The following is a 23,036-nucleotide window of genomic DNA, read 5'->3' on the forward strand; positions in this document are numbered from 1 at the left end:
ACCTCTCCGTCCGCGGCTCAATGGCCGTGTCCGGCATGGGCGTCCATGCCGCGGGTCAACAGAATCGCCTTCAACTCGAACGCCCCGGCGGCAACGAACTCCTCCCCGGCGGACAGCCCGGCCAGCAATTGCGTAAAACCGCCGGCACTGCGCCCGGTCACCACCGCTCTCGGCACGAAACCGTCGCCGTCCGGGACGAACACCGCCGTCTCGCCGCCGATCAATTGAACCGCTTCGCGCGGCACCAGAACCGCCGGGGTCTCCCGGCCGGTCCGGACCGTTCCGGTGACGAATTGTCCCGGCCGCAGCGCGCCGGCCGAATTGTCGACCCGGACGCGGACCAGCCCGGTACGGGTCGATTCGTCGATCACCGGAGCGATGTAGACGATGCGGCCCGGATACGGCGTTCCGGAAGCGACGCTGCGTACCTGCACCGCGTCGCCATCCTTCAACAGACCCAGTTCGGCGGAATTCGCCCGCAGCTCCACCCACGGCTCCGCCAAGTCGCTGACCGTGAAAATAACGCCGGCGTTGTCCTCCGGAAAATTTTCGCCCAGCGTAATATTCTTCTGGATGATCGAACCGGCCAGCGGCGAACGCACCTCGTAATTGGTGCAGATCGGCGAACGCTCCACTTCCAGCGGCTCATGGGCATGGTCGCCATGGGCCGGATCGAGCAGCAGAGAGCGCAGCAACTGCTCCGCCTGCTGCCGGGCGATCACCGCGTCGGCGTATTCCCGTTTGTAACGCAAATACTCCTTTTCCGACGTGGCTCTGCCGTCTTTGAGTTTTTCGGCCATCTGGAATTCGGAAAGCGCCAGCTTTTCCAATTCCAGCGCCGAATTGTAATTGGAATAATATTCGCCCAGCTTATGGCTGGTCAGCACCGCCAGCAGTTGGCCTTTGGCCACCGTTTCCCCTTCCCGCACCAGAATCCGGCTGACGAAACCGGGCATATGCGGCATAATCCGGGCAGTCCGGTCGAGATTCAACCGCACCTCGCCGTTCAACTGCAGCATATCGTCCACTTCACCGGCCACGGCATGCTCCAAACGGATATCGATCAATTTGCGCTGCGCTTCGGTCAGATGAATAATTTCCACCTCATCATCGTGGGAATCTTCCGGGAGGCCGTCACGACTTTCCGCTCCGACCGATTCCGCCGGGCGGGCATGGCCGTCATTCGACGCGGCGTAACCGGCAAACCACAGCACGCCCGACAACAGGCCGACACCTCCGGCCAAAATAATTCTTTTTTTCATTTTTCTCTCCTCAAAAAACAATTCCTGTACAATATAAACCGGCAAATCCCGCCCGGCAAAGGCTCAACAGCGAATTGTTCGATTTTGAAGAAAGAGGCCAGACCGGTCCGGCTGAAAAATCGCCGCCGGCACAGCCCGATTGCTTGAAGGCGCGGCAAGCGGGCACCGCGACGCCGGACCGCCGTCGGGCGGCAGCGTCTCCGCCGGCCAGCCGTAAACGGCAGCCGCGCCTTCCCGGACGGTGCCGCAGAGGCGGCAACTCGACTTGTCATGATGCCGGTGCGCCTGCTCCTGGCGATCCAATGCAGCCGGCGCAGCCGGACGGGTCCGGCCCATCGCGGTGCTCCGGCAACCGCTCAGGCACGGAGCGGCATTCTGAATGCCGAGCAGAACGATAAACAGAACAATATAACCGAATCGTCCAAACCCGGCGATGATTTCATGCCATCCGACCATCAATATTTGCCCCGACTCTCCTTTGAAACCCCATTTCTGCACCCGTCATCCTTCTGACCGGCAAAATGCCCGGCAGGTTCCCGGCCCGCCGGCGAAACGGCGCCGAAACCGCCCCGCTTACAGTTCCTTCCGGAAAAAATAGACGACATTGCCGATAACCGGCGTATCCTCGAAGGTCGCAAAGACCCGATAACCGAATTTCGGATAAAATTTCGGCCCCTGAAAAGAGTTGGTGAACAGCCAGACATAGCGGCACTCCCAGTCCCGCGCTTTCTCCTCGGCCGCCGCCAGCAGACGGCTGCCGAGTCCGCGGCCGCGTTCGGAGGCGCCGACCCAGAGGTATTTCACTTCAAACGCCCGCCCCTGCCGGCAAAACACCAAACCGCCGCGCAGCGAGCCGTCTTCCCGTCTGGCGACAATCGTACCGTTCTCCGGCTGATGCGTACCGAAATAAGGGAAGTTGAATTCCTTCAATCCTTCAACCACCGCTTTTTCATCCGCCGGGTCGGAGGAAAAAATCAATTCGCCGGGCATGAACCGACCTCGGCCGCCAACTGCTTCTTCCAGAAATCGATCTGCGCCTTGACCGCCTGAAAACCGGTCCCGCCGACGATTTCCCGCTTGGCGACGCTGCCGCGGGGATCAAACAAACGAGTGCACTCCGCCGTCGCTTCCGGGATGACCGACCGCATCTCCGCCAGCTCCAACCCATCCAGCGCCCGGCCTTGCTCACGGCAATATTTCACCAGAGCGCCAACCCGGTGATGGGCGGTCCGGAACGGCACGCCCAGTTCCACCAGCTTTTCCGCCAGATCGGTCGCCATCAGCGCCGGATCAGCAGCAGCGGCGGCCATCCGCCCGGCGTTCGGCTTCATCGAAGCGATCATCGGCGGATAAATTTTCAAAATCATCTTCACAGTATCCAGCGCGTCGAAAATCTGCTCCTTATCCTCCTGCAAATCCCGGTTGTAAGTCAACGGCAATCCCTTGCACAAGGTCAAAAGCGCGGTCAGCGCGCCATAAACCCGCGCCGTTTTGCCGCGGGACAGCTCGGCGACATCCGGATTTTTCTTCTGCGGCATCAGGCTGGAACCGGTGCAGAACGCATCGCCCAGTTCGACAAAGGCAAATTCCTGCGAGCACCAGAGGATCAAATCCTCGGAGAGCCGCGACACATGCATGGCGAACATCGCCAGGTCGGCCACCAGTTCGATGGCGAAATCGCGATCGGCAACCGCATCCATGCTGTTGCGCGTCACCCGGTCGAAGTTCAGCAGCCGGCAGACCATCTCCCGGTCGATCGGCAGCGTCGAACCGGCCAGCGCGCCGGAACCCAGCGGCATGACGTTGACCCGCCGCCGGCACTCCTCCAGCCGCTCCGCGTCACGGGAGAACATTTCAACATAAGCCAGCAGATGATGGGCGAACAGCACCACCTGAGCATGCTGCAGATGGGTAAAGCCCGGCATGATCACTTCGGCATTCGCTTCGGCCTGTTCGAGCAGAGCGCGCTGGAAAGCCCGCAACAACCGGATCAACTGCCCGATTTCATCGCGCAGATACAGCCGGATATCCAAAGCCACCTGGTCGTTGCGGCTGCGGGCGCTGTGAACCCGGGCCCCTTCGGCGCCGAGCTTGTCGATCAGGGCGCTTTCGATGTGCATGTGGATGTCTTCCAGCTCGATTTTGAATTCGAACTCGCCGCGGTCGATGCGCGCTTTGATCGCGTCAAGCTCGGCGATGATCGTCCGGGCCGTCGCTTCCGGGATGATCCGCTGAGCGCCGAGCATCGTCACATGCGCTTTGCTGCCGGCGATATCCCAGGCATACAGCCGTTTGTCATATGAAATCGACTCCGAAAACTGTTTCAGATATTCATTGGTCTCCGCCTCAAACCGTCCGCCCCACAGCGCCATGTCATCACCTTCCGATTTGTATTTGATTCGCAAACATCCCTAAAAGATAGCCGGTCTTCCGCAATTTTTCAACATCCGGGCGGCGGAATCCTTTTCCGGGATTACTTTTTGCCGATCGCCGCCTTCAACGCCCTGGCAAACTGATCCGGGCAGGAAGTCACTTTACTGCCGCAACGGATATTTTCCAGAAGACCGATCACCTTCTCCGCCTCCATACCGGCGACCAGTTTGGAGATGCCGAGCAAATTGCCCGGACAACCGCCGACAAAATCGACCGCGACGATCCTGCCGTCATCCAACGTAAATTCAATGTTCCGGCTGCAAACCCCCGGCGCCGGTTTGAACGAAAATTTCTGCATCAATCATTTCTCCAGTAAAACAACAGAACGTATCGAACCTATGGATCATTTCAGACAGTGAAGAGTGGTAGCGGGTACTGGACTTGAACCAGTGACACGCGGATTATGATTCCGCTGCTCTACCAACTGAGCTAACCCGCCGAAAACAACGGCAGAAATAAAAATGGTAGCGGGTACTGGACTCGAACCAGTGACACGCGGATTATGATTCCGCTGCTCTACCAACTGAGCTAACCCGCCACATTGCTGCAACACGGCCTTATTATAGTCCACTTCATTCGCTTTACAAGTTCGACTTCCGGAAAAAAATTGAAAAAAAGGCCGGATTCCAGCGGTCAACCGCCGAAAAAAATTTGACTATTTCAGTCATGCAGAGTACTTTTACCAGCGATCTTATTTTGTCAATCACCGCCTGTTCACGAATTCAGGCTCAACTGCAAGGGAGCAATGAAATGAGTCACCGACAGCACCTCGGCACTGTCTATACCAGCTACCCGGCCAAAGATCTGGGTGAAAAGATGGGCAACAACCTGTTCAAGGCGATCATGTCCATCATCTGCCTCGGCTTGTGGACCGGTGCTTTTTATATCCTGGCCGGCATCGTCAATTTCGTCCGCGGCAACATCGCCGGAGAAATCTCCGAAGATGCCTCGACGCTGGAAGTCTTCAAAAGCAAAATCGGGCTGGGCATCTACATTCTCGGCGGCATTCTGGTGGTGATCGGCGTCTTCCGCCGCAAAATGGGAGAACGCAGCGACGCCTACAAAAAGAACACCCGCATGCCGGTCTGAACGATGAAAACGGCATTGTTCAGCGCAATCCTGGCAGCGGTGCTGGCCGGCTGCATCGAGGGCCGGCCCAGCTTTTACGAGCCGCAATTGATCGAACCGCCGGCCGACCTGGAAATTCCGCCGCTGGAGCGTTACCATCTGCTGCTGCTGCCGACCGGCAACCTGGAATATACGGCCGGCCAACCGGTGGAAATCCGTTTCCGGCTGCTGAACAAGGACACCGTCAACGTGCTGCTGTATGAGTGGCATATGCGGGAGACGGAAAATATCCGGATCTATTATCAACCGTACGATCCGGAGCAGCCGGAGCCGACCGCCGAATGGCAGTGTTACGAACCGGAAGTCAAGCACCCGCTGCACTATTACCAGTTGGAATTGTTTCCCGGCAACAGCGTCGACGTGACCATCCCGCTGCCGTTTCTGGAAAAGATGCCGCCCGGAGCGTATCTCATGTATGCCGAACTGACGTTGACTTCCGTCGATGTCGCCTCGGACGATTTCGTCGTCACCCTCCATTGAAAGTTCAGGCAACGGCATGACGGCTGATGGACCAACCGGCAAGCGGTCGGAACGGCGAAATCGCGCCGCGGCCGGAACCGTCCGGAGACTGGCAATCCGGCTGAACGGGTTATTCCGCCGGCGCAGTCTGGTGTTCAAGCAATGTTTTCTGGTCATCGGCGCTTTCACGCTGGTGCTCGGCGCCATTCTGGCGACGGTCTATTACGGGCTGCATCGCCACCTGGAAACCACGACCTCGAAAATCGCCGTGGAAGTCACCGACAACGCCGCCATGGAGTTGGACTTGACGTTTCTGGAACTCGAACGCACGGTGAAACTTCTCGTGCAGCTCGCCGAAAATCCCGCCGCCACGGCGCCGCAATTGCAGCAGGCCATGCTGGCGTCGCTGCGGGATTTGAAGGCGGAACAGTTGCCGGTCTACGCGATCTGCATCGCCTTTCAGGCCGGGTACCGCCGTCACGGCGAACCATGGCACTTGTGGTATGCCTTCGACGCCGGCGGAGCGCAGGAAACGCTGATCTCCGACGCCAATCCGGCCAGCTACATGGCGGAGCACGGTTTCCGGTTGCCCCGCGAAACCGGTCAGGCGGTCTGGATCGAACCCTATTACGATGCCACACTCGGCAATCGAATGATGACCACCTATTCGGCGCCGATTTTCCAAACCGGCGCCGACGGCAGTCGCCGCTTCATCGGCATCGTCAGTCTGGATATGACGCTGGACAGGCTGGATGCGCTGGTCGGCGACATTCCCCAAAAAGCGGAACTGCAGGCCATCCTGGGCGATTCCGAGGCTTTTCTGCTCTCCAGCCAGGGCCATTGCATCACCCAGTTGACTCCGGAAACGACAACCGTCGGCCACACCCTCGAAACCATTTTCGATCCTTCCCGGCCACAGCCGGCCGCCGGCAAACTGCTGCGCTTTCCCTCCGATCCCGACTTGAATCTCTCCTTCGACCGCCTGGAGACCAGCGGCTGGATCGTCGCGCTGCTCTTCCCGCATCAGGCGCTGCACCAGCGAATCAATGAAATTCAATGGTATCTGTTCTGCATCGGCCTGGCCGGTTCCCTGCTGGTCCTGACCCTGGTCGTCGTCATCACCCGGCGCAGTCTGGCTCCGCTCGGGCCGCTGGCCCAGGTGGCCGAACGGATCGGCCGCGGCCAACTGCACACGCCGGTTCCGGTTTTGGCCGGACACGATGAAATCGCCACCTTGAGCCGCACCTTTCAGCATATGCAGTCGGCGTTAACCGATTATCTGCGGCAGTTGAAAACCACCACCGCCGCCCGCGAAAAAATCGAGAGCGAACTGCAGATTGCCCGGACCATCCAGAAATGGCTGCTGCCGGAATTGCAGTCGCCCTATACGGTCAAAGGAGAATTTTCGCTGTTTGCGGAGCTGTTCGCCGCCAAAGCGGTCGGCGGCGACCTGTTCGATTTCTTCTTCCTGTCCGAACGTAAACTTTGTTTCACCATCGGCGATGTCTCCGGCAAAGGCGTCCCGGCCGCGCTGTTCATGGCCGTCGTCCAAACGCTTCACCGCGGCCTGGCGCGGCCGGAACTCGACTGCGGCCAGATCATGACCAGAATCAACGCCACGCTGGCCAAAAACAATGAGATGATGATGTTCGTCACCTGTTTCCTGGCCACTCTCGATCTGGAAAGCGGCGTGCTGGAGTACTGCAACGCCGGCCACAACCGGCCATTGCTGCGCCAGGCCGACGGCCGGACGCTGCACTGGATCCAGGAGCTGCACGGGCCGCCGCTGGCGATCAGCGATCACCTCTATTCCTGCAGCCGATTGATCATGCAGCCGCGGGAAGAAATTTTTCTCTATACCGACGGCATCACCGAAGCCCACAATCCGCGCCGGGAGTTGTTCGGTGAACAGCGCCTGCAGGCGCTGCTCGGCGAGCCGGCGACGGCCTTTTCGCCCGATCGGCTGCTGGAAACGGTTCTGGCGGCAGTCAACCGTTTTGCCGGCGGCACCGCCCAATTCGACGATATCACCATGATGGCGGTCTGGTACCGCCCGCGACTATGAAAGGTTTTTTGAATATGACGCCCCATTGCCGTTTTCTCCTGCCCCTACTGCTGTTGCCGCTGTTGAGCGGCTGCGGCGCCATGCGCGAGTACTTCAACGAATCGAGCGCCAGGCCGGCCGATGCCGCCGAGCCGAAAACGCCGAAAACCTTCGAAGACCAGCTATCCGACCAGGAGCAGCAACTGTTGAACGATTATTTCCAGCAACGCGACCAGCAGCGGCTGGATACCAGGAAACGGATCTTCGGGTACTGAAAATGTCCGGCAAAAAAACCAATGCGATGCGCCTGCTCGACGAGGCCGGCATCGTTTATCAAACGTTGGAATATCCGACCGCCGACGGCCGGATCGACGGTCTTTCGGTCGCCGGTAAAATCGGCCGTGAAGCGGAGCGGGTCTTCAAAACGCTGGTAACCGTTTCCGCCTGCCGGGAACATTTCGTGTTCCTGGTTCCGGTCAACCGGGAACTGGACCTTAAACTGGCGGCCCAGGCCGCCAAGCAAAAGAATATCGCGCTGATCCCGGCCAAAACCCTGTTGCCGCTGACCGGCTACCTGCATGGCGGCTGTTCGCCGGTGGGGATGAAAAAGCATTTTCCGACCTTCATCGACGAGAGCGCCGTTTTATACGACGCCATCTGCGTCAGCGGCGGCCGGATCGGCATCAATCTGGAACTTTCCCCGGCAAGGCTGGCCGCCCACCTGGCGGCGAGCTTCGTTGACCTGACCGGGGAAAGCCAAACCGCCGGGCACTTTTCAACGTGAAAACCCGGCAAAAACGATTGCAAAACGTTCAAAAGAGGATATGGTATCCCCGGGAATATGGACGACAATCAACTATCATAGGACGACTCGGTTTGGCGATGCCCCGGAATTGTGAAAAAAATTATCTGTTTCAACTGCCCAATGAACTCGACGAATTGATGCACCTGGCCGGGAACATCAGGCAGTTGGAAGCGTACCGGCAACTGAGTCCGCAGGCGCGTTACACTCTCGATCTGGCCCTGGAAGAGATGGCGACCAACATCATCAAATACGGCTACGACAATACGGAACCGCGCTCCATTGAAATCGGCATTCATTTCAATCCCGGCGAAGTGATCCTGACGCTCTGCGACGACGGCCATGAATTCAATCCGCTGACCGTGACGCCGAGTTCGCTGGAAAGCGAACTGGCCGAATGCCCGGTCGGCGGACTCGGCATTCATCTTATCAAGAATATGGTCCGCTCGATGGACTACGTCCGGCAGAACAACCGCAACATTCTGGTCATCGTCATCGACCGGTAAAACCGCGCTGCTCCGTCTCCCCTTCCCCATAGGGAAAGTGCGCTGCCAGAAAACCGCCCCAATCGGCCTCCAATGGCACCGACAACAATTTCGCCGGGCACGCCTGCTGCAGCCGTTCCGTAAAAGCAAAAGCGTTGCAATGGTAGCGCCGGCGCAACTGAGCCGGCCAACGCCGGATCATATCGCCGATCAATGCCTGCGTGCATTCCATCAAAGCCGCGATGGCCGGCGACGACGCCAGCGGTTCCAACTTCGGCCCGCCAGAACGCACCAGCAGGCAGACATCCGCCAGTTTCCATTGCCGCCAAGCTTCGAATTTCCGTTCCGGCGCGCTGCCGGCAAACCAGATGCTCCAGGTTGGCAGCGGCTGACACCACACCTCCCCGCCGGCCAGACTCAACAGCACCGCATCGTCGGCCGGCACTTCCCAGCCCGCCGGGAAACGCCGCATCAAAGTACTCTTGCCGACCCCGCTAGCCTGAATATTGCGTAAATTTTCAAAAACAAAGAGGCAGATTCTCGACTAATATATTATATTGTAATATTTTACGTGACAATATAACGCCGAGGTCTGCCAATGACAAAATGTAATGTTTCGATTCCGGTCTTTCAAGGTCCGAAAAGCAGAAAAATTGAATTCAATTTCGCCGGTGGAGATATCAGCAGTGACGGCGGGTTGCTTTTTGTGAAAGAATTCGACCGCAAACTCGGTTTGACCCGGCGCGCCGGTAACCTGCTGGATTCTTTTGATCTTCGACAGCCCGGAAAAGTTGAGCATTCCTATCTGAGCATGCTTCGTCAACGAGTTTTTGGTTTGGTTGCCGGCCATGAAGATCTCAATGACCATCATGAATTGCGAACTGATCCGCTGATTCAAACTGTTGTCGGTCGTGATCGTCAACTCGCCACTCCAAGCACTTTATGTCGATTCGAAAATGGAATCGATCGTCGTGCTTGCGTAGATTTGAGCCGATTGTTTGTCGAATTCTTTATCGAAAGTTTTTCCACGCCGCCTCGAGAATTGATTCTTGATTTCGATGCTACCGATGACCTCACTTACGGGATGCAGGAAAATCGCTTTTTTCATGGCTATTATGACCACTATTGCTTTTTGCCGTTGTATGTTTTCTGCGGGGATCAATTGCTTGTGGCTTATTTGCGTCCATCAAAAATTGATGCGGCCAAGCATGCTTGGGCGATTCTCTCGCTACTGGTAAAGCGCTTTCGGCAGAAATGGCCGAAGGTTAAGATTATTTTCCGGGGAGACAGTGGCTTTTGTCGGCAGAAAATGCTGAACTGGTGTGATAAAAATGAGGTCAAATATATTGTCGGATTGGCGAAAAATCCACGTTTGCTGGAATTATCAAAAGATCTTCAAGTGAAAGCGGAAGCACTTTACAACGAAACACATGAAAAAGCAAAACTGTTTACTCAGTTCGAATATGCGGCAGGAACTTGGAAATACCCGCGCCGGGTGATTGCCAAAGCGGAATTCAACTCCCCCGGACCGAATAATCGTTTTATCGTCACCAATCTTGATGATGATGGACAATATCTTTATGAAAAAGTCTATTGCGCCCGAGGTGAGATGGAAAACAGGATCAAGGAACAGCAGCTGGATCTTTTCGCTGATCGGACGAGCTGCCATGACTTTGCGGCAAATCAATTCCGGCTTCTGCTTTCAAGTTTGGCTTATATTCTCATGGAACGGTTTCGGGCATTGTTGTTGACAGGAACTCAATTTGCCGAGGCTACCTGCGGCAGCATTCGCTTATACCTGGTGAAAATCGGTGCCATTATTCGGCGGAATACCAGAAAAATTTATGTTGCTCTTTCAAGTGCTTGTCCAAATCAGGAACTCCTCCGCTTGATCGCTGCGAAAATCATCGCTTGGGAATAAAACCTTGGAGAGCTGTCCCCGGCTCGCCGAACAACAACGGGGGAAAGGGGGAATATGCTCAATTTGCAAAAAAACGACAATATCCGACTCTGAAAATAAAAACTTCCGAATCTTCTGAACATTTCTCGACGATTCGAAAGTTTCATGCAACATTCAGGCTAGCGCCGCCGACCAGCAGGCCGCGGCCATTGCGCACCGCCAGCCCGCCATGAAACAACAGGCTGCCGCCGGGCAGCAATGCCCCCAGCAGGCCATAGTAAAAAATATGACGCCACAGCAACCCGGCGGAACGTTTCGGATTCTCCGGATCGAAACAACTCGATCCGTACCAGCGGCATTCCGCCGTCGCCAACGTCAGACGGCCTCCCGTTTCGATACAGATGCGGCAATGCGAGACCGTTTCACCGCTCCCGGCCGAATCAAAACCGGCGATCGCCGCCAGGTGCGCCAAGTGCTGGCACGCCTGCCGGCCAATCGCCTGATAATGACAGCTTTGGCCGCCGGGCAGCGGCAAATAACAATTCAACCCCATGCCGCAAATTTACGGCAGCGGATTGCCGTTCTCGTCTCCGGGACCCCAGGGGTTCGTGTTCGGATCGAAAACCAGTATATAGGGCTCGGCCCCGCCGTTGCCGCCGCCGGGGCCGGCTTCCACCGGCACCGAGTCGCCATTTACCGCCAAATCGCGCCATGACCCGAATGCGGTCAGTTCCGGCTTGTCATATGGTATTTTTGTCCATTTCATCATTTTCACCTATCCTTCTATTCAGGCCAAATAGCCGTTCTTGCTGACCAGCGAACGATCGGCAGCATCGTACAGTTGCAAACCATCCGCCGCCGCCATCGACAAATCCGCCCCGAAACTGCCGTTATCCGCCAACTGCATCGAAGCCGACCAATCACCCAGCAGCGAATTGCCGGTCGGCACCTCGGGTTCCTTCCAGAACAGCGACAGCTTGCCTTCCTTCAGCTCCAGTCCCCATTCATAGCTGCCGATCGCCACCGTCGACGAACTGTTGACGGCAACGGATTTGGAAAGACTGTCGAAAGTCACATTGAACAATTTTCCAGTCAACGAAGCCAACAGTTCAGCAGTCGAATCGATCAACAGGAAGCTGCCGGACTTCTGACCGTCCAGCGCCGCCGAAGTGATCGTAACGCTCCGGCGGGCGGTATCGGCAATCGAAAAATCCATGCCATTCTTAACCGTCAACATCGCCGTTCCGGCAGAAGCATAATCGCGGGAACTCAAATCGAACTCATAAGCGGTAAAGCTGCCGCCCGCCGGCAATTCCCTGGTCAAATTGACGCTGCTGTTGCCGGCTATCGTCAGCTTATAAACGTCGACCACTGTCGCATTGAAATCGCCGGTATAATCGACGAAAGCCAAGGTGCTCTGCTCCTCATCGAGCAAACCGCCGATGGCGCCGCTGCCGATCGCTTTGCCGCTGCCGTTCACATAGCCGTCGAACTGCAACCGCTCACCGGACCCGGTAAAGGTGATCCGGCCGGAATCGACCGTCGCCACCGCACCGGCGCCGTTGGCGTAACCGCCCAGGAAAATCGACCCATTGATGGTCACCGCCGCACTGGCCGTATCAATCCGGATCGACGCGCCGCCGGTAACCGTTGAAGTACTGCCGGCGCCGGCAAAACCGCCGCCGTAGATATCTTTGTTGAACGTACCGCCGGAAATATTGATTGAAGTGCCGCCTTGCACCGAAGCGCTGCCGCCATGACCGGCCCGGCTGCCGCCCAGTAAAAATCCGAGGTCGGAGGCGCCGCTGACATTGATCTCAACCCCGTTATGGATGACATCCTCCGCCTGGGCGGCATTGACATAGCTGCCGCCGAACAACCAGCCGGAATCACCGACCAGTTGCGTCGCATCGACCAATTCAACCGTCACTTTGCCGTCGACACCGGAAATGACCTTCTGAGAACCGGTCCCTTCGTTGTAATTGCCGCCGTGCACCAAGCCGGTCAATGTGGCGCCGTTCACCGTCAGCGTGATATTTCCAGTCACAGTGCCGCCGGCGCCGGACGCATTTTCCACCGTGCCATCCGCCTTCGCACTGTTCAGCGCCCCGGTATAACCGGCCAGGATTCCGCCATAAATATTCGGCTTGGCGCTGAAATCCATCCCCTGATTGATCGTCAAAGCGATATTGCCGCCGACATTGCCGATGCCGCCGCCGTACAGGACATTGGTCACGCTGCCGCCATTCATTTCAATGGTGATGTCGCCATTGACCGCGCCATCGGCGCCGCCGCCATAAAATTTCCAGTAGGAACCATCGTTGACGGTCACGTTCACCGTTTTGTCGACCGCGCCCTGCAGGCCGCCGCCATAGAAATAATTGATTCTGGCGCCGTTCAAATTCACCACGACCGAATCCACCCCCGCTTTGTAACCGCCGCCAAAGAAGTTGTAACCGACCACATTGGACAGCGTCACGTTGACTGCGGCCTTCCCGCGCATCCGGTTGCCGCCGCCGTAGAAACTGCCGGAATAGGTAGTGCCGGACAACTCCGCCACTCCGGTACCCAGGTAAATATGACCGTAAATTTTCGCTTCGCCGCCAATCAAAGTATTGCGGCCGCCCCCGAGGTCGATACTGCCGAATACCAGAGCGCCGGTACTCACCGTCACGTCGTCGTTGCTTGACGGATTCGCCACCCACTCGCCGTTGAACCAGCCGGAACGGATGGCATACGCCTCCGAACTGTTCTTCACCAAAGCGTGGAGCGCCTCCAGACTGGAAGTATCCGCGACATTCAACAACGCCAGAATGTGGTCAACGCCGGCGGCGGCGTATCCGGCAAACAAAGCACCATCGATCGTCAACATCAGGCCGTCGGCAGCGCTGACGGCGATCGCCCGGCCGCCGCCGTTGGCAATCACTTTGCCGGTAATCCGGGCGGCAACAGCCTCGACCTCCAGGCCGCTTTTCGGAATTTCCGCCGCCAATGTTCCACCGGCGCTGAGTCCGTAGGCATTGCCCATCGCCCCGGCATCCACCAGCACATTGCCGGCCAATGCTGCGGACGCCGCCTGTCTGACGACGAAAGCCAGATCGTCCGCGGCCCTGATTCCCCAGGCGTTGATCGCATCCGGACCGCTGCCGACCACCCGGACGGTCACCTGTTCACCCAGTCCTTCATACTGAACGCTGCCGATATCCACGTCATCTCTGCCGGCAATTCCGGCCAGATTCACCCCGTCACCCGCCACCGCGGCAACCGCCGAAACCGTCACCGGCTGATCGACGATATCGAAAATGAGGGAAGCACTGATTTGATCGGAACCGAATTGAATCGCCGCCGCATCAGCGGTCACCTGTCCGGTTACCGTCACATTGCCGCTCAACGTCACCGTCGAATGCGTCGAATCGGTCAAGGTCAGCGCGGTCCCATCCGCCACCGTCAGCGAACCGGTTTCGGTAACCAGCACATTCAACTTGGTGGAAACCGCCACCGTTTCCGCGGTCTCGATGACCAACGTATCCGTCTGATCAATACTGGCGACCGTCAATGACAGCAAGCCTTCCACCTGATCGAGCTTGTAAGTTTTCAGACCGACGCGGACGGCAAAACCGTTGTTGACTTCAATCAACCGGGTAAAATCTTCGATATGGAAATACTGGCCGCTCAAATCATTGGCGGACATGAACTGATAGGTCTTATCTTCCCAATTGTCGTTTCGCAGATAAACAGCACCGTCCCCGATCAGCAAATTGCTCACCGTCAGACTCAAGCCATCGGCCGCCGGAAGATGAATATTCAGTTTTCCATCGGTTCCCAGCGTCAAATTTCCCCAAAAGTTTCCGACGCTGTATACGTCGACGGTACCGGAGGCAACCGTGAACTGGGCTTCACTCAAGTCGGCATTGCCGTTCAATATAAATTCCGTCCCGGGCTGGCTAGCCACATCCACCTTTTCGCCGGTAATAACTTTACCGCCGTCAATCTGCACTTTCCCGCTAATCTCGACATTCGAATCGCGAACCTCCAACTGTCCGCCCGAGGAAATTACAATATCGGTGAGCAACCCACCCTTCGATACCACCACCCGGCCGCCGGCCTGGACGGTCGTATTCCAAGACAGTCCGCGCGATCCCACAATCTGCAGACCGCCATCCACAATCGTCGCTTTTCTGGCAGAACCATTATTGCTGACTTCCTGGATGCCGCCCACCTGCGTATCTTCGGCGACAGCCCGCCCGCTGCTAATCACTTGACTTCCGCCGGCTAAAATGACCGCTCCGGAATCCAATCCGCGACTGGTAACAATCTGCCGGCCGCCAGACGAGATCACCGTACGGTATGTCTCCCCGCCACTCACATACTGCGTCCCGTCAGCCTTAATTACGGTACTGCTCGCAATTCCATCGGTAAACACGGTTTGCGAACCTCCGGATTCGATGCTGGTTTGTTCGGCCGTCGCGTCCCCCCGCACTTCTTCACGCCCGCCGGCAATAACGACGGTCTGATAAGAACGGCCTTCCAATACCAATGTCGTACTTACACCAACTACTTGAGTGGAGCTGACACTGCCGCCGTATTCAACCGTTAATTGTCCTTCCTCCCGTACCAGCGTATTCACCGCCTTGTTATTGTCATGGACGACAAAAGCAACTCCGCCTCCAACAACGAAATTGACCGCGCTTCCGTTTTCCACAGAAAAAATGCGTCCGGTGACCGTATCCGAACCGGTAACTTTCGTCACGGTAGTTTCAGTCGCCACCCCGCCGCCGGCTTCCAAAATTACATCAATGGCGGTACCTTGTTCTCGCACGTTGAGCTGTCCGCCCGATTGGACTACAGTATTCGATGCAGTTGCATTGACAAGCACGTTCTGCAAGCCGTATTCTTTCCCGTTTCCCGACAACGTCATGCCGTTCGCTTCGGCGCCGGCCAGCAAAGTTTGCTCCCCGCCGGCAGTCACCCAGCCGTCAACAGCTTTTCCGCCGGAAGAAACAATCTGCATTCCTCCAGAGCCAACGGTCTCGCCGCTCACGACCTTACCACTCTCGACGGGCGTTGTAAAATCAGCCATAAAAAACCTCCACAAGCATTTAATTGCCAAATCTTTCCAAATTCATTTCAACCGGGTCCGATTTCATCGGAACCCATCTGCTCACATATATTATAATGGAGAAGCCATGCAAAACAAATTAAGAATGCATTTATCAGAAAAAAATTATCCTTTTTTCTTCCGCTTTTTATCAGCCCGAAAAGCGCATGCAATCCAATCGTCAATCCAATTCTCACATCCATTTTCCGAACGAAAAAGCCGGGCTTCCTCTTGACAATCCGGTTGCCGCAAGCTATAATAAACGGACTTTCGAGTGGATCCTTAGCTCAGTTGGTTAGAGCAGGTGACTCATAATCACCGGGTCGCGGGTTCAAGTCCCTCAGGATCCACCATAATTTCCCCTCAAAAGCTTTTCTTTTTTTCTTTTTCCAACAACTGCAAAATGCTCAAATATACCCTTTAGCTTACAGCGATTACGGCATTTTTACGGCATTTTCCGAGGCTATCATGGGCTCAAGAAGAAATATTTAACCTGAATGTTGCATGAAACTTTCGAATCGTCGAGAAATGTTCAGAAGATTCGGAGGTTTCATGCAACATTCAGGCAAGGAGGGAAACTACAGCAACGCCGAAAGCGTCAACCAGCATACGAAATCGCGGATTGGGAAACGGTAACAGAGGATTTGGCCGCAGTTACAGAATGCTTGTTCATTGCATTTTCTATATGGCCGCCGACCTTGCGCCAGTAATCGCCAATTCGCTCCGGAACAGCCGGATCAATCGGTTTGACTGCATATTCAATGATTTCACGACTTTATGCCGCGAATGAAAGCTTCAAGTTTTTTTCCCGTTTTCATGACGATCCTCATTGGTTGTTATTGTCCCAAATTTTGTGAAACACACTTGTAGTTTCCAACACCGATAACGACGTTGCCGATAATTTGCATACGTTTTTGCCAGTAGTCCTCCCATGCACCGGCGTCTGTTTCGCCATGAAAGATTCGATACATCAGGAGCTCCTGAACCATCTGCAAAATCATCTTCAGCAGTTCGGCGAAGGCCTTGCGGTCATACACTTCTGCCAACTTTGTTACAAGTTCGTCCAAAGAAAAGCCATTCTCCGATTGGCAAAACGACAAGTCCATGCTAATTTTACCTTGCATCTGCCTTCCCTTTATGTTGAGATTTTGAGTTACTCAAAATAAAAGGCAGATGCAACCTTGTCAAACAACACATCCCATCACAAAATTTGGGACATTATCCATTGGTTATATACAGAACGATCCGAAAATTGTCAACCGGCGGTCAATAATCACGCATCGGGGAGTTGTAATTGATTTCCCGGAGCCTTTCAATAAATCCGGACTCCGGGAGCTGCTCTTTCAACAGCTCGGACACCTGATCGACATAGCGCAACCAGTCTTGCGGATCAAAGCAATAATTTTCGGCCAGATATTTGATGGCTTTCCTGGAATATTCGGCCAATACCAGACGTTCCAACGCTTCATCCGCCGCCGTCCGCAACGAATCATAATCAAATCCGGGAGGAAAACAACTCATTTCAACATCTCCTCTACACATTTCCAGATATGTGGAATCGAATACAAACTAGAGAGCTCCCGGCACTTCGATTTTCTTAGCGTTATCAAGTTCATCCGCATGTTCCGGATAAAAGACACCCCATACTTTACCATCCTTTTTGTTGACGGCAACCGGGCGCGGGCCGATAAGAACATCATCGGTATCGTAATAAAAACACCAATAATCGGCGGTTTCATCGGCGGTTCGGCTCAAAGAAATTCCGGTGACATTGGCTTTTTGAGCCAATTCAAAAGCCTTTTCAATCGTAATCATACTTATCTGCTTTTACAACATTGTTTTACTATATCACTGAATTTCAAATTATCAAGCCTCATAATGTGGACAAGCCGACCATTTGCATTTTAAAACAATCAAAGCAATCAGTCTGCACCGGCAGTCCGCATGGCTGCGGATCATCACTTGAAAATATAGATATGTCGGCCGTAGACGCTGAAATATTCCTGGTCGTATTCCATGAGAGCTTTCAGGATTTCAGGCGGCGTGTCGTCTTTCACACACACCGTTCTCTCTTCGGTTGTTTCCAGATAGATGTCATAGATTGGCGGATAGGACGGCCTCATTTTTTCAGCACTCCTTTCAGCATGTCAATAATATAGTCCGGCAACTTCTCTTTATCTACCCGGTAAATAGCAAAGCATTCGGAAAAAAACTCCTGTTCATCCTTCGCGGCATAGGCGGAAATCTTGAAAATATCGCCATTGTTTTTCGCTTTCCTGAATGCTTCAAGCGTTGTTTTGCCGATTTTCGTATCTTTATAGCGGACAGTACGGTTCCCGGCTTGTTCGTATTCTTTCCGGAGTCGTTCTTTGTAAATGCTGTGGGCAAACTCATGATTCACGGAATCAGCAACAAATGTGCCGTCATAGGAAACTGTATGGCGCTGATACTTTAACCTGAACATTGCATGAAACTGTCGAATTGTCGAGAAATGTTCAGAAGATTCGGAAGTTTTTATTTTCAGAGTCGAATGTTGTCGTTTTTCAGTAAATTGAGCATATCCCCCTTCCCCCCGTTGTTGTTCTGCAAGCCGGGGACAGCTCTTCTGATCCCCGCAGAAAACATACAATGGAAGAAAACAATAGTGATCATAATAACCGTGAAAAAAACGATTTTCCTGCATACCGTAGGTGAATCGTCAGTGGCATCGAAATCAAGAATCAATTCACATTGCCCGCAACCAGCGCAAATACTCTTTGCCGAAGCATCTCCAGACAAGAGTGTTTCACTTTGCCGGACTGTCGAAGATCGAAAGAGGTCAATCATTTTCCCGCTCGGCTATCGAGGTTCTGCCTCTTTGTTTTGTGGAATTTTATGCAATATTCAGGCTAACTGCAATACTGCTTACTTAATTCTTGAAGATTATTGATTTCATGCTATATTATCTTCATAGACAACAGGAGATTCGATATGGCACGAACCCAAGCGCAGTTGGCAGATAATTTTCGCGAGAGTGACTTTTTAACCTTGGCCTCATTGCTTGGGGTTGTTCCTTTTGAAGCCCTTTGCAATGCACTGACCAAGTGCGGACTTGCGACGCAACGTTACCGCAAACTGCCACTGGAATTGATGGCTTATTATGTTATTTGCCTTTCGCTGTATTCAAGCATTTCGTTGCAAGAGGTTTTGCGCTGCATTCTTGAGGGCTTTGACTGGCTGAAGATAAAAATGCCTTGCGGCGAAATCAAAGGGCGAGGAGGAATTTCACGTGCCAGGAACCGTTTGGGGTACAAGGCAATGCAATGTTTATTCGAGGATGTTTGTAACCCCCTGGCCCAGCCGGATACCATTGGCGCCTTTTATCGGGGATGGCGTTTGATGGCAATCGACGGCACAACCTTTGATTTACCGGATGAGCAGAGGAATCATGATTTTTTTGGCCGTCCGCCATGCTCCCGCGGGAAAACCGCATTTCCGCAATTGCGCATGACAACTTTACTTGAAATCGGTACGCGTGCGATTATTGGTGCGGCCTATGGGCCTTATTCTGAAGGGGAAAATACTCAAGGCAAACGACTTTTGCCGCTCCTGCAAAAGGATATGCTGCTACTTGCTGATCGTGGCTTTGGTTGCTATCCGTTCTTTTCCGAATGCATCAAAACTGGCGCATCGTTAGTGTTTCGAATCCGCAGCAATATGAAATTTGCAAAAGAAAAAATTCTGCCGGACGGTTCTTTTTTAAGTACGTTCTATCCTGGCACGGAACAACGCAAGAAAACCAATGGCATTCCTGTTCGAGTAATTGAATATGCCATCAAAGGCTCCAGCGAAAAATATCGCTTGATAACCAGTATTTTAAAAGAGGAAGACGCTCCGGCTTCGGAACTTGCGGCTCTCTACCACGAGCGCTGGGAGATCGAATTGGCTTATGATGAATTGAAGAATCATCTGAAGCAACCAGGAGCCGCCTTGCGAAGCAAAACCCCGGAATTGATTATACAGGAATTGTTTGGATATCTACTTGCGCACTATACGATTCGCAGCTTAATACATCAAGCCGCACGGAAAAATAAGGTCGATCCAGACCGGCTTTCCTTTATCAATGCGGTACGAATTCTGTGCAGAAAAATCACTGCTGCTCATTTTCCCCCTCAAACCACAGGAAATTGAGTATATTCGCGAAGCAATCATTCAGGAGATTGCGGCAACAACTGCCTGGTCTTCTCGCGGGATTACACGAGAACGGGCAGTAAAACGCAAAATCAAAGGATGGAACATCAAGCAGGAGTTTTCATCCAAGACTGCTCCGCATGAATGCTTTATTGATTAAAGTAAGCAGTAGTGAGGCTAAATACAACCTGTCTATTTTCTGCGATGCGTTTACTTTTTCAATTGGCCGGCCAAATAAATTCTGAAAAAAATGACATTTTACACTTTTGCCCGATTGCTTTTTTTCTTTTTTTATCCTATACTATGGAACAAGCAATTTTAAACGTTTAAAATCAGATGCTATGGATACGCTGAAATCATTGGCCGCCAAACTCGATCTTTCGATCGCCACCGTCTCGATGGCGCTGAACCACTCTCCGCTGGTCAGCAAAAAGACGGCGGCCCGGGTCTGGGCGCTCGCCAATGAACTGAATTACCGGCCGAACAACATCGGCAAGGCGCTGCAGGCCGGCCGGAACGACCTGATCGGCTGCCTGATTCATACGCTGCTCTCCTCGTTCTTCAACGAACTGCTCGAAGGCATGGGGCAAAAAGCCGCCCAGGAACGTTTCGGCCTGCTGGCCAGTTGGAGCAACGGCAGCGACAGCATGCTCCACATCAACCAGATGCTGGCACAGCGGGTCAGCGGCGTGGTGTTCTCCGGGTATGACGAATCATTTCCGCAGATTTCACGGCAGTTGGAACGAGCCGGCGTCGAAATCGTTTTCTGTTCCACTCATCTCCACGGCGATTATCCCTTTGTCGTCACTGACGACTTTTCCGGCGGCGAAATGGCCGCCAAATACCTGATTTCCTGCGGCCACCGCCGGCTGCTCGTGCAGGATTACCCGGTCGAACGCCGGCTGCAGGGTTGCCTGAAGGCGTTCGCCGCAGCGCCGAACCTCAGCTTTGAAATTTTCGAACAACTTGCCGGACTGCCGGAGCAAATCCGGCGGACCGGCGCGACCGGCATCATCTTTTTCTCCGATATCGACGCGATGGACGGCATGTACCTGTTGCGCCAGCAGGGCTTCCGTATCCCGGAAGACCTCTCCGTCATCGGTTACGACAATCTGCCGGTCGCCGCCCGCCCGGAATTCGAGCTGACCACCATCGGCCAGCAGCGGATGGAAATCGGCAGCAAAGCGGTGGAATACCTGATCCGCAAAAGCCGGGGCGAAACGCCGGAGGCGCATCAATATCTGGCTCCCGAACTGGTGGTTCGCAAGTCGGTCAGAACTTTGTGAATCTTTTTTAGCAACCAATTTGAAACGTTTAAAAAATCATTCAAAGGAGAAAAACACAGTGAAAAGCGGTATTCTGATCAACTCTTACCGGGCGCCGTTGGAGGAGTGTCTGCCTCTGGCGGCGGCGGCCGGCGTCGACGGCATTCAGCTCTATGCCAAAGGACCGTTTTACAATCTGCTGGAATGGACGCCGGAAGAACTGGACCGCCTCCGGCGGACGGCGGCAACCCATCAACTGGAAATTTCCGCCTTGTGCGCCGAATTGGGCGGTCACGGCTTTCAAATCGCCCGGGACAATCCGGCCCGAATCGAAACGACCAAACGGATCATCGATATCGCCGGCCGGCTCGGCGCCGGAGTCATCACCACTCACATCGGAGTCATTCCCGAACAGGAAAGCGATCCCCGCTATCCGGTGATGCTGGAGGCGATGAAAACACTGGGCGACTATGCGCAGCAGCGCGGCATCGCCATCGGCATTGAAACCGGTCCGGAAGCGGCGGAAGTGCTGGTCCGCTTCCTCGAACAGACCGCCGGCGGTGTCGGCGTCAATTTCGATCCGGCCAATCTGGTCATGGTCCGCAACGACGATCCGGTCCGGGCGGCGGCGGTTTTCGGCTCGCATGTCGTCTATTCCCATTTCAAGGACGGCGTCCATTACCGCGACTGCGATCCGGCCCGGGTTTATCAGGCGTTCGCCGAAGGCGGTTTCGAGCAGCTCGTCGCGGAAACCGGCACCTTGTTCGCCGAAGTGCCGCCGGGCAGCGGCAGTGTGGATTTTCCGGCCTGCCTGGCGGAACTTGAACGCCACGGCTATGACGGTTATTTGACCATCGAACGGGAAACCGGCAGCGATCCGCAAGCGGATATCCTGGCCGCAGTAACCTATCTCAAACAATTAATCAAGGAGAAGTGACCCATGAAGAAGCTCAAAATCGGTATCATCGGCGGCGGTTCGATCGCCCGCCACTGCCACCTCCCCGGTTATGCCGCCGATCCGGACTGCATCCTGGCGGCAATTGCCGACCCGGAGGCCGCGTCGCTGCAGGCGGTCCGGCAAAAGTGGCCGTTCGAACACGAATATGCCGATTACCGGGAAATGCTCGAACACGAACAACTGGATCTGGTCTCCGTTTGCACACCGAATAAATTTCACGCCGGTGCCGCAATTGCAGCGATGGAATCCGGTGCCGACGTCATCCTGGAAAAGCCGATCGCCATCAACCTGACCGAAGCACAGCAGATTGCCGACGCCGTCAAACGGACCGGCCGGCGGCTGGCAGTCGGCTTTTCCCACCGTTACAACAACCTGATCCGGGCGGCCAGGCAGAGTTGCGAGGCCGGAACGATCGGCAAGCTTTATATGCTGCGGATCCGTTTCGCCCACGGCGGTCCCTACCCGGGCTGGGCTTCGACCGACTGGTTCTACAATCCCGAACTGGCCGGCGGCGGCGCGGTATTGGACATGAGCATCCACGCTTTCGACTTGATCGCCTATCTGGCCGGTCCGATCACGACGATCAGCGCAATTTCGGCAACCTTGCGCAAACCGATCGCAGTGGAAGACAACATGGTCGCCATCTGCCGGGTCGGTGATTCCTGTCTCGGTTACATCGAAACCAGTTGGACCAGCCCGGCCGGCTTCAACGGCGTCGAACTCTATGGCGACAACGGTTCGATCGTCATCGATTACACGACCGGGGAAGCGGGCCTGACCTCCGGCGTCCTCAGCCCGGAGGGAACCGTAACCATGGAAAAACAGGTCATCGCCACCAGCGGCGTGCCGCCCTGGCAGTGCGAAATGGCCGAATTGCTCGACGCCTGCCGGAATCACAAACCGTTTGCCGCCGGCATCGAACAGGGCGTCGATGCGTTGCGCGTCGCCACGGCGGTTTACGAATCCAGCCGGACCGGCCGGGAAATCCGGCTGGACGGAACAGACTTCCACCCCCATTGCACAGGAAATTGA

At 54.9% G+C, this 23,036-nt stretch carries 25 protein-coding genes and 3 tRNA genes; 12 read left to right on the top strand and 16 right to left on the bottom strand.

The genetic code is table 11. The annotated features are described in order from the left end of the window. Nucleotides 1-17 precede the first annotated feature (17 nt). From HWX74_RS00865 to HWX74_RS00895, 7 genes are all read right to left on the bottom strand, one after another. Nucleotides 18-1,262: an efflux RND transporter periplasmic adaptor subunit gene (locus HWX74_RS00865; protein ID WP_176011724.1), complete on the bottom strand. Its 1,245-nt coding sequence runs from the start codon at nucleotides 1,260-1,262 to the stop codon at nucleotides 18-20. Between the two features lie 63 nt (nucleotides 1,263-1,325). Further along, complete coding sequence (locus HWX74_RS00870; RefSeq protein WP_217704812.1) at nucleotides 1,326-1,718, bottom strand: hypothetical protein; 393 nt, start codon at nucleotides 1,716-1,718, stop codon at nucleotides 1,326-1,328. Between the two features lie 117 nt (nucleotides 1,719-1,835). After that, nucleotides 1,836-2,252, bottom strand: a complete 417-nt coding sequence (locus HWX74_RS00875; protein ID WP_176011726.1) for a GNAT family N-acetyltransferase — start codon at nucleotides 2,250-2,252, stop codon at nucleotides 1,836-1,838. Beyond that, nucleotides 2,237-3,634: an argininosuccinate lyase gene (gene argH, locus HWX74_RS00880; RefSeq protein WP_176011727.1), complete on the bottom strand. Its 1,398-nt coding sequence runs from the start codon at nucleotides 3,632-3,634 to the stop codon at nucleotides 2,237-2,239. Before argH ends, HWX74_RS00875 begins: the two co-directional genes overlap by 16 nt. A 101-nt stretch (nucleotides 3,635-3,735) precedes the next feature. Beyond that, complete coding sequence (locus HWX74_RS00885; protein ID WP_176011728.1) at nucleotides 3,736-3,993, bottom strand: TIGR03905 family TSCPD domain-containing protein; 258 nt, start codon at nucleotides 3,991-3,993, stop codon at nucleotides 3,736-3,738. Nucleotides 3,994-4,058: 65 nt separating this feature from the next. Then, nucleotides 4,059-4,134, bottom strand: a tRNA-Met gene (locus tag HWX74_RS00890). 23 nt (nucleotides 4,135-4,157) lie between these two features. Beyond that, a tRNA-Met gene (locus HWX74_RS00895) sits at nucleotides 4,158-4,233 on the bottom strand. Nucleotides 4,234-4,445: 212 nt separating this feature from the next. Between HWX74_RS00895 and HWX74_RS00900 the strand changes: the two genes are divergently transcribed. The 6 genes from HWX74_RS00900 to HWX74_RS00925 all read left to right on the top strand — a co-directional run bounded on the left by HWX74_RS00900 (nucleotide 4,446) and on the right by HWX74_RS00925 (nucleotide 8,634). Further along, nucleotides 4,446-4,784 carry a hypothetical protein gene (locus HWX74_RS00900; RefSeq protein ID WP_176011729.1) on the top strand — a complete coding sequence of 113 codons (339 nt, stop codon included), beginning with the start codon at nucleotides 4,446-4,448 and terminating at the stop codon, nucleotides 4,782-4,784. A 3-nt stretch (nucleotides 4,785-4,787) separates the two neighbouring features. After that, a complete protein-coding gene (locus tag HWX74_RS00905) occupies nucleotides 4,788-5,303 on the top strand; it encodes a hypothetical protein (protein ID WP_176011730.1) in 516 nt (171 codons plus the stop codon). Between the two features lie 16 nt (nucleotides 5,304-5,319). Continuing rightward, nucleotides 5,320-7,347: a SpoIIE family protein phosphatase gene (locus HWX74_RS00910; protein ID WP_176011731.1), complete on the top strand. Its 2,028-nt coding sequence runs from the start codon at nucleotides 5,320-5,322 to the stop codon at nucleotides 7,345-7,347. After that, a complete protein-coding gene (locus HWX74_RS00915) occupies nucleotides 7,344-7,601 on the top strand; it encodes a hypothetical protein (RefSeq protein WP_176011732.1) in 258 nt (85 codons plus the stop codon). Before HWX74_RS00910 ends, HWX74_RS00915 begins: the two co-directional genes overlap by 4 nt. Nucleotides 7,602-7,603: 2 nt before the next feature. Beyond that, nucleotides 7,604-8,110, top strand: a complete 507-nt coding sequence (gene ybaK / locus HWX74_RS00920; protein ID WP_176011733.1) for a Cys-tRNA(Pro) deacylase — start codon at nucleotides 7,604-7,606, stop codon at nucleotides 8,108-8,110. A gap of 98 nt (nucleotides 8,111-8,208) precedes the next feature. Beyond that, nucleotides 8,209-8,634: an ATP-binding protein gene (locus tag HWX74_RS00925; RefSeq protein ID WP_176011734.1), complete on the top strand. Its 426-nt coding sequence runs from the start codon at nucleotides 8,209-8,211 to the stop codon at nucleotides 8,632-8,634. Here HWX74_RS00925 and HWX74_RS00930 read toward each other — a convergent pair. Next, entirely contained in the window at nucleotides 8,621-9,085 is a 465-nt protein-coding gene (locus HWX74_RS00930) for a hypothetical protein (RefSeq protein ID WP_176011735.1), read from the bottom strand. The two genes, HWX74_RS00925 and HWX74_RS00930, sit on opposite strands and share 14 nt — an antisense overlap. A 126-nt stretch (nucleotides 9,086-9,211) precedes the next feature. On the opposite strand from HWX74_RS00930, the gene HWX74_RS00935 reads away from it, so the two are divergent. Beyond that, nucleotides 9,212-10,534, top strand: a complete 1,323-nt coding sequence (locus HWX74_RS00935; protein WP_176011736.1) for an IS1380 family transposase — start codon at nucleotides 9,212-9,214, stop codon at nucleotides 10,532-10,534. 142 nt (nucleotides 10,535-10,676) lie between these two features. On the opposite strand, the gene HWX74_RS00940 is transcribed toward HWX74_RS00935, so the two are convergent. The 3 genes from HWX74_RS00940 to HWX74_RS00950 are packed head-to-tail and all read right to left on the bottom strand — an operon-like array spanning nucleotide 10,677 to nucleotide 15,593. Next, complete coding sequence (locus HWX74_RS00940) at nucleotides 10,677-11,066, bottom strand: hypothetical protein (protein WP_176011737.1); 390 nt, start codon at nucleotides 11,064-11,066, stop codon at nucleotides 10,677-10,679. A 9-nt stretch (nucleotides 11,067-11,075) separates the two neighbouring features. Beyond that, complete coding sequence (locus HWX74_RS00945) at nucleotides 11,076-11,282, bottom strand: hypothetical protein (RefSeq protein WP_176011738.1); 207 nt, start codon at nucleotides 11,280-11,282, stop codon at nucleotides 11,076-11,078. Nucleotides 11,283-11,300: 18 nt separating this feature from the next. Continuing rightward, on the bottom strand, nucleotides 11,301-15,593 hold the full coding sequence (locus HWX74_RS00950) for an AIDA repeat-containing protein (RefSeq protein ID WP_217704813.1): 4,293 nt from the start codon (nucleotides 15,591-15,593) through the stop codon (nucleotides 11,301-11,303). A 294-nt stretch (nucleotides 15,594-15,887) separates the two neighbouring features. On the opposite strand from HWX74_RS00950, the gene HWX74_RS00955 reads away from it, so the two are divergent. Then, a tRNA-Met gene (locus tag HWX74_RS00955) sits at nucleotides 15,888-15,964 on the top strand. 483 nt (nucleotides 15,965-16,447) lie between these two features. On the opposite strand, the gene HWX74_RS00960 is transcribed toward HWX74_RS00955, so the two are convergent. The 5 genes from HWX74_RS00960 to HWX74_RS00980 form a co-directional block, all read right to left on the bottom strand. After that, nucleotides 16,448-16,735 carry a hypothetical protein gene (locus HWX74_RS00960; RefSeq protein ID WP_176011740.1) on the bottom strand — a complete coding sequence of 96 codons (288 nt, stop codon included), beginning with the start codon at nucleotides 16,733-16,735 and terminating at the stop codon, nucleotides 16,448-16,450. A gap of 142 nt (nucleotides 16,736-16,877) precedes the next feature. Beyond that, a complete protein-coding gene (locus HWX74_RS00965; protein ID WP_176011741.1) occupies nucleotides 16,878-17,132 on the bottom strand; it encodes a hypothetical protein in 255 nt (84 codons plus the stop codon). A gap of 48 nt (nucleotides 17,133-17,180) precedes the next feature. Next, nucleotides 17,181-17,426: a hypothetical protein gene (locus HWX74_RS00970; RefSeq protein ID WP_176011742.1), complete on the bottom strand. Its 246-nt coding sequence runs from the start codon at nucleotides 17,424-17,426 to the stop codon at nucleotides 17,181-17,183. 143 nt (nucleotides 17,427-17,569) lie between these two features. Continuing rightward, a complete protein-coding gene (locus HWX74_RS00975) occupies nucleotides 17,570-17,734 on the bottom strand; it encodes a hypothetical protein (RefSeq protein WP_176011743.1) in 165 nt (54 codons plus the stop codon). Beyond that, nucleotides 17,731-18,294, bottom strand: coding sequence for a hypothetical protein (locus HWX74_RS00980; RefSeq protein ID WP_176011744.1), 564 nt, complete (start codon nucleotides 18,292-18,294; stop codon nucleotides 17,731-17,733). The genes HWX74_RS00975 and HWX74_RS00980 overlap by 4 nt, the downstream gene beginning before the upstream one ends. A gap of 287 nt (nucleotides 18,295-18,581) precedes the next feature. Here HWX74_RS00980 and HWX74_RS00985 point away from each other — a divergent pair, with 287 nt between their 5' ends. The 4 genes from HWX74_RS00985 (at nucleotide 18,582) to HWX74_RS01000 (ending at nucleotide 23,036) form a co-directional block, all read left to right on the top strand. Then, nucleotides 18,582-19,781 (top strand): IS4 family transposase, encoded by a 1,200-nt coding sequence (locus tag HWX74_RS00985; protein ID WP_176011745.1) that lies wholly within the window; start codon nucleotides 18,582-18,584, stop codon nucleotides 19,779-19,781. Nucleotides 19,782-20,122: 341 nt separating this feature from the next. Further along, the gene (locus HWX74_RS00990; RefSeq protein ID WP_176011746.1) at nucleotides 20,123-21,067 is read left to right on the top strand and encodes a LacI family DNA-binding transcriptional regulator; all 945 of its coding nucleotides are present in this window, start codon (nucleotides 20,123-20,125) and stop codon (nucleotides 21,065-21,067) included. Nucleotides 21,068-21,125: 58 nt separating this feature from the next. Continuing rightward, entirely contained in the window at nucleotides 21,126-21,983 is an 858-nt protein-coding gene (locus tag HWX74_RS00995) for a sugar phosphate isomerase/epimerase (protein WP_176011747.1), read from the top strand. A gap of 3 nt (nucleotides 21,984-21,986) precedes the next feature. Then, nucleotides 21,987-23,036: a Gfo/Idh/MocA family protein gene (locus tag HWX74_RS01000; protein WP_176011748.1), complete on the top strand. Its 1,050-nt coding sequence runs from the start codon at nucleotides 21,987-21,989 to the stop codon at nucleotides 23,034-23,036.

The sequence above is a fragment of the Victivallis sp. Marseille-Q1083 genome, from assembly GCF_903645315.1.
Lineage (GTDB): Bacteria > Verrucomicrobiota > Lentisphaeria > Victivallales > Victivallaceae > UMGS1518.

Bases quoted from the DNA above. Each gene is read 5' to 3' on its own strand.
- HWX74_RS00865 (WP_176011724.1), bottom strand. From the start codon at position 1,262: ATGAAAAAAAGAATTATTTTGGCCGGAGGTGTCGGCCTGTTGTCGGGC.
- HWX74_RS00870 (WP_217704812.1), bottom strand. From the start codon at position 1,718: ATGGTCGGATGGCATGAAATCATCGCCGGGTTTGGACGATTCGGTTAT.
- HWX74_RS00875 (WP_176011726.1), bottom strand. From the start codon at position 2,252: ATGCCCGGCGAATTGATTTTTTCCTCCGACCCGGCGGATGAAAAAGCG.
- argH (WP_176011727.1), bottom strand. From the start codon at position 3,634: ATGGCGCTGTGGGGCGGACGGTTTGAGGCGGAGACCAATGAATATCTG.
- HWX74_RS00885 (WP_176011728.1), bottom strand. From the start codon at position 3,993: ATGCAGAAATTTTCGTTCAAACCGGCGCCGGGGGTTTGCAGCCGGAAC.
- HWX74_RS00900 (WP_176011729.1), top strand. From the start codon at position 4,446: ATGAGTCACCGACAGCACCTCGGCACTGTCTATACCAGCTACCCGGCC.
- HWX74_RS00905 (WP_176011730.1), top strand. From the start codon at position 4,788: ATGAAAACGGCATTGTTCAGCGCAATCCTGGCAGCGGTGCTGGCCGGC.
- HWX74_RS00910 (WP_176011731.1), top strand. From the start codon at position 5,320: ATGACGGCTGATGGACCAACCGGCAAGCGGTCGGAACGGCGAAATCGC.
- HWX74_RS00915 (WP_176011732.1), top strand. From the start codon at position 7,344: ATGAAAGGTTTTTTGAATATGACGCCCCATTGCCGTTTTCTCCTGCCC.
- ybaK (WP_176011733.1), top strand. From the start codon at position 7,604: ATGTCCGGCAAAAAAACCAATGCGATGCGCCTGCTCGACGAGGCCGGC.
- HWX74_RS00925 (WP_176011734.1), top strand. From the start codon at position 8,209: ATGCCCCGGAATTGTGAAAAAAATTATCTGTTTCAACTGCCCAATGAA.
- HWX74_RS00930 (WP_176011735.1), bottom strand. From the start codon at position 9,085: ATGCGGCGTTTCCCGGCGGGCTGGGAAGTGCCGGCCGACGATGCGGTG.
- HWX74_RS00935 (WP_176011736.1), top strand. From the start codon at position 9,212: ATGACAAAATGTAATGTTTCGATTCCGGTCTTTCAAGGTCCGAAAAGC.
- HWX74_RS00940 (WP_176011737.1), bottom strand. From the start codon at position 11,066: ATGGGGTTGAATTGTTATTTGCCGCTGCCCGGCGGCCAAAGCTGTCAT.
- HWX74_RS00945 (WP_176011738.1), bottom strand. From the start codon at position 11,282: ATGATGAAATGGACAAAAATACCATATGACAAGCCGGAACTGACCGCA.
- HWX74_RS00950 (WP_217704813.1), bottom strand. From the start codon at position 15,593: ATGGCTGATTTTACAACGCCCGTCGAGAGTGGTAAGGTCGTGAGCGGC.
- HWX74_RS00960 (WP_176011740.1), bottom strand. From the start codon at position 16,735: ATGCAAGGTAAAATTAGCATGGACTTGTCGTTTTGCCAATCGGAGAAT.
- HWX74_RS00965 (WP_176011741.1), bottom strand. From the start codon at position 17,132: ATGAGTTGTTTTCCTCCCGGATTTGATTATGATTCGTTGCGGACGGCG.
- HWX74_RS00970 (WP_176011742.1), bottom strand. From the start codon at position 17,426: ATGATTACGATTGAAAAGGCTTTTGAATTGGCTCAAAAAGCCAATGTC.
- HWX74_RS00975 (WP_176011743.1), bottom strand. From the start codon at position 17,734: ATGAGGCCGTCCTATCCGCCAATCTATGACATCTATCTGGAAACAACC.
- HWX74_RS00980 (WP_176011744.1), bottom strand. From the start codon at position 18,294: ATGCAGGAAAATCGTTTTTTTCACGGTTATTATGATCACTATTGTTTT.
- HWX74_RS00985 (WP_176011745.1), top strand. From the start codon at position 18,582: ATGGCACGAACCCAAGCGCAGTTGGCAGATAATTTTCGCGAGAGTGAC.
- HWX74_RS00990 (WP_176011746.1), top strand. From the start codon at position 20,123: ATGGATACGCTGAAATCATTGGCCGCCAAACTCGATCTTTCGATCGCC.
- HWX74_RS01000 (WP_176011748.1), top strand. From the start codon at position 21,987: ATGAAGAAGCTCAAAATCGGTATCATCGGCGGCGGTTCGATCGCCCGC.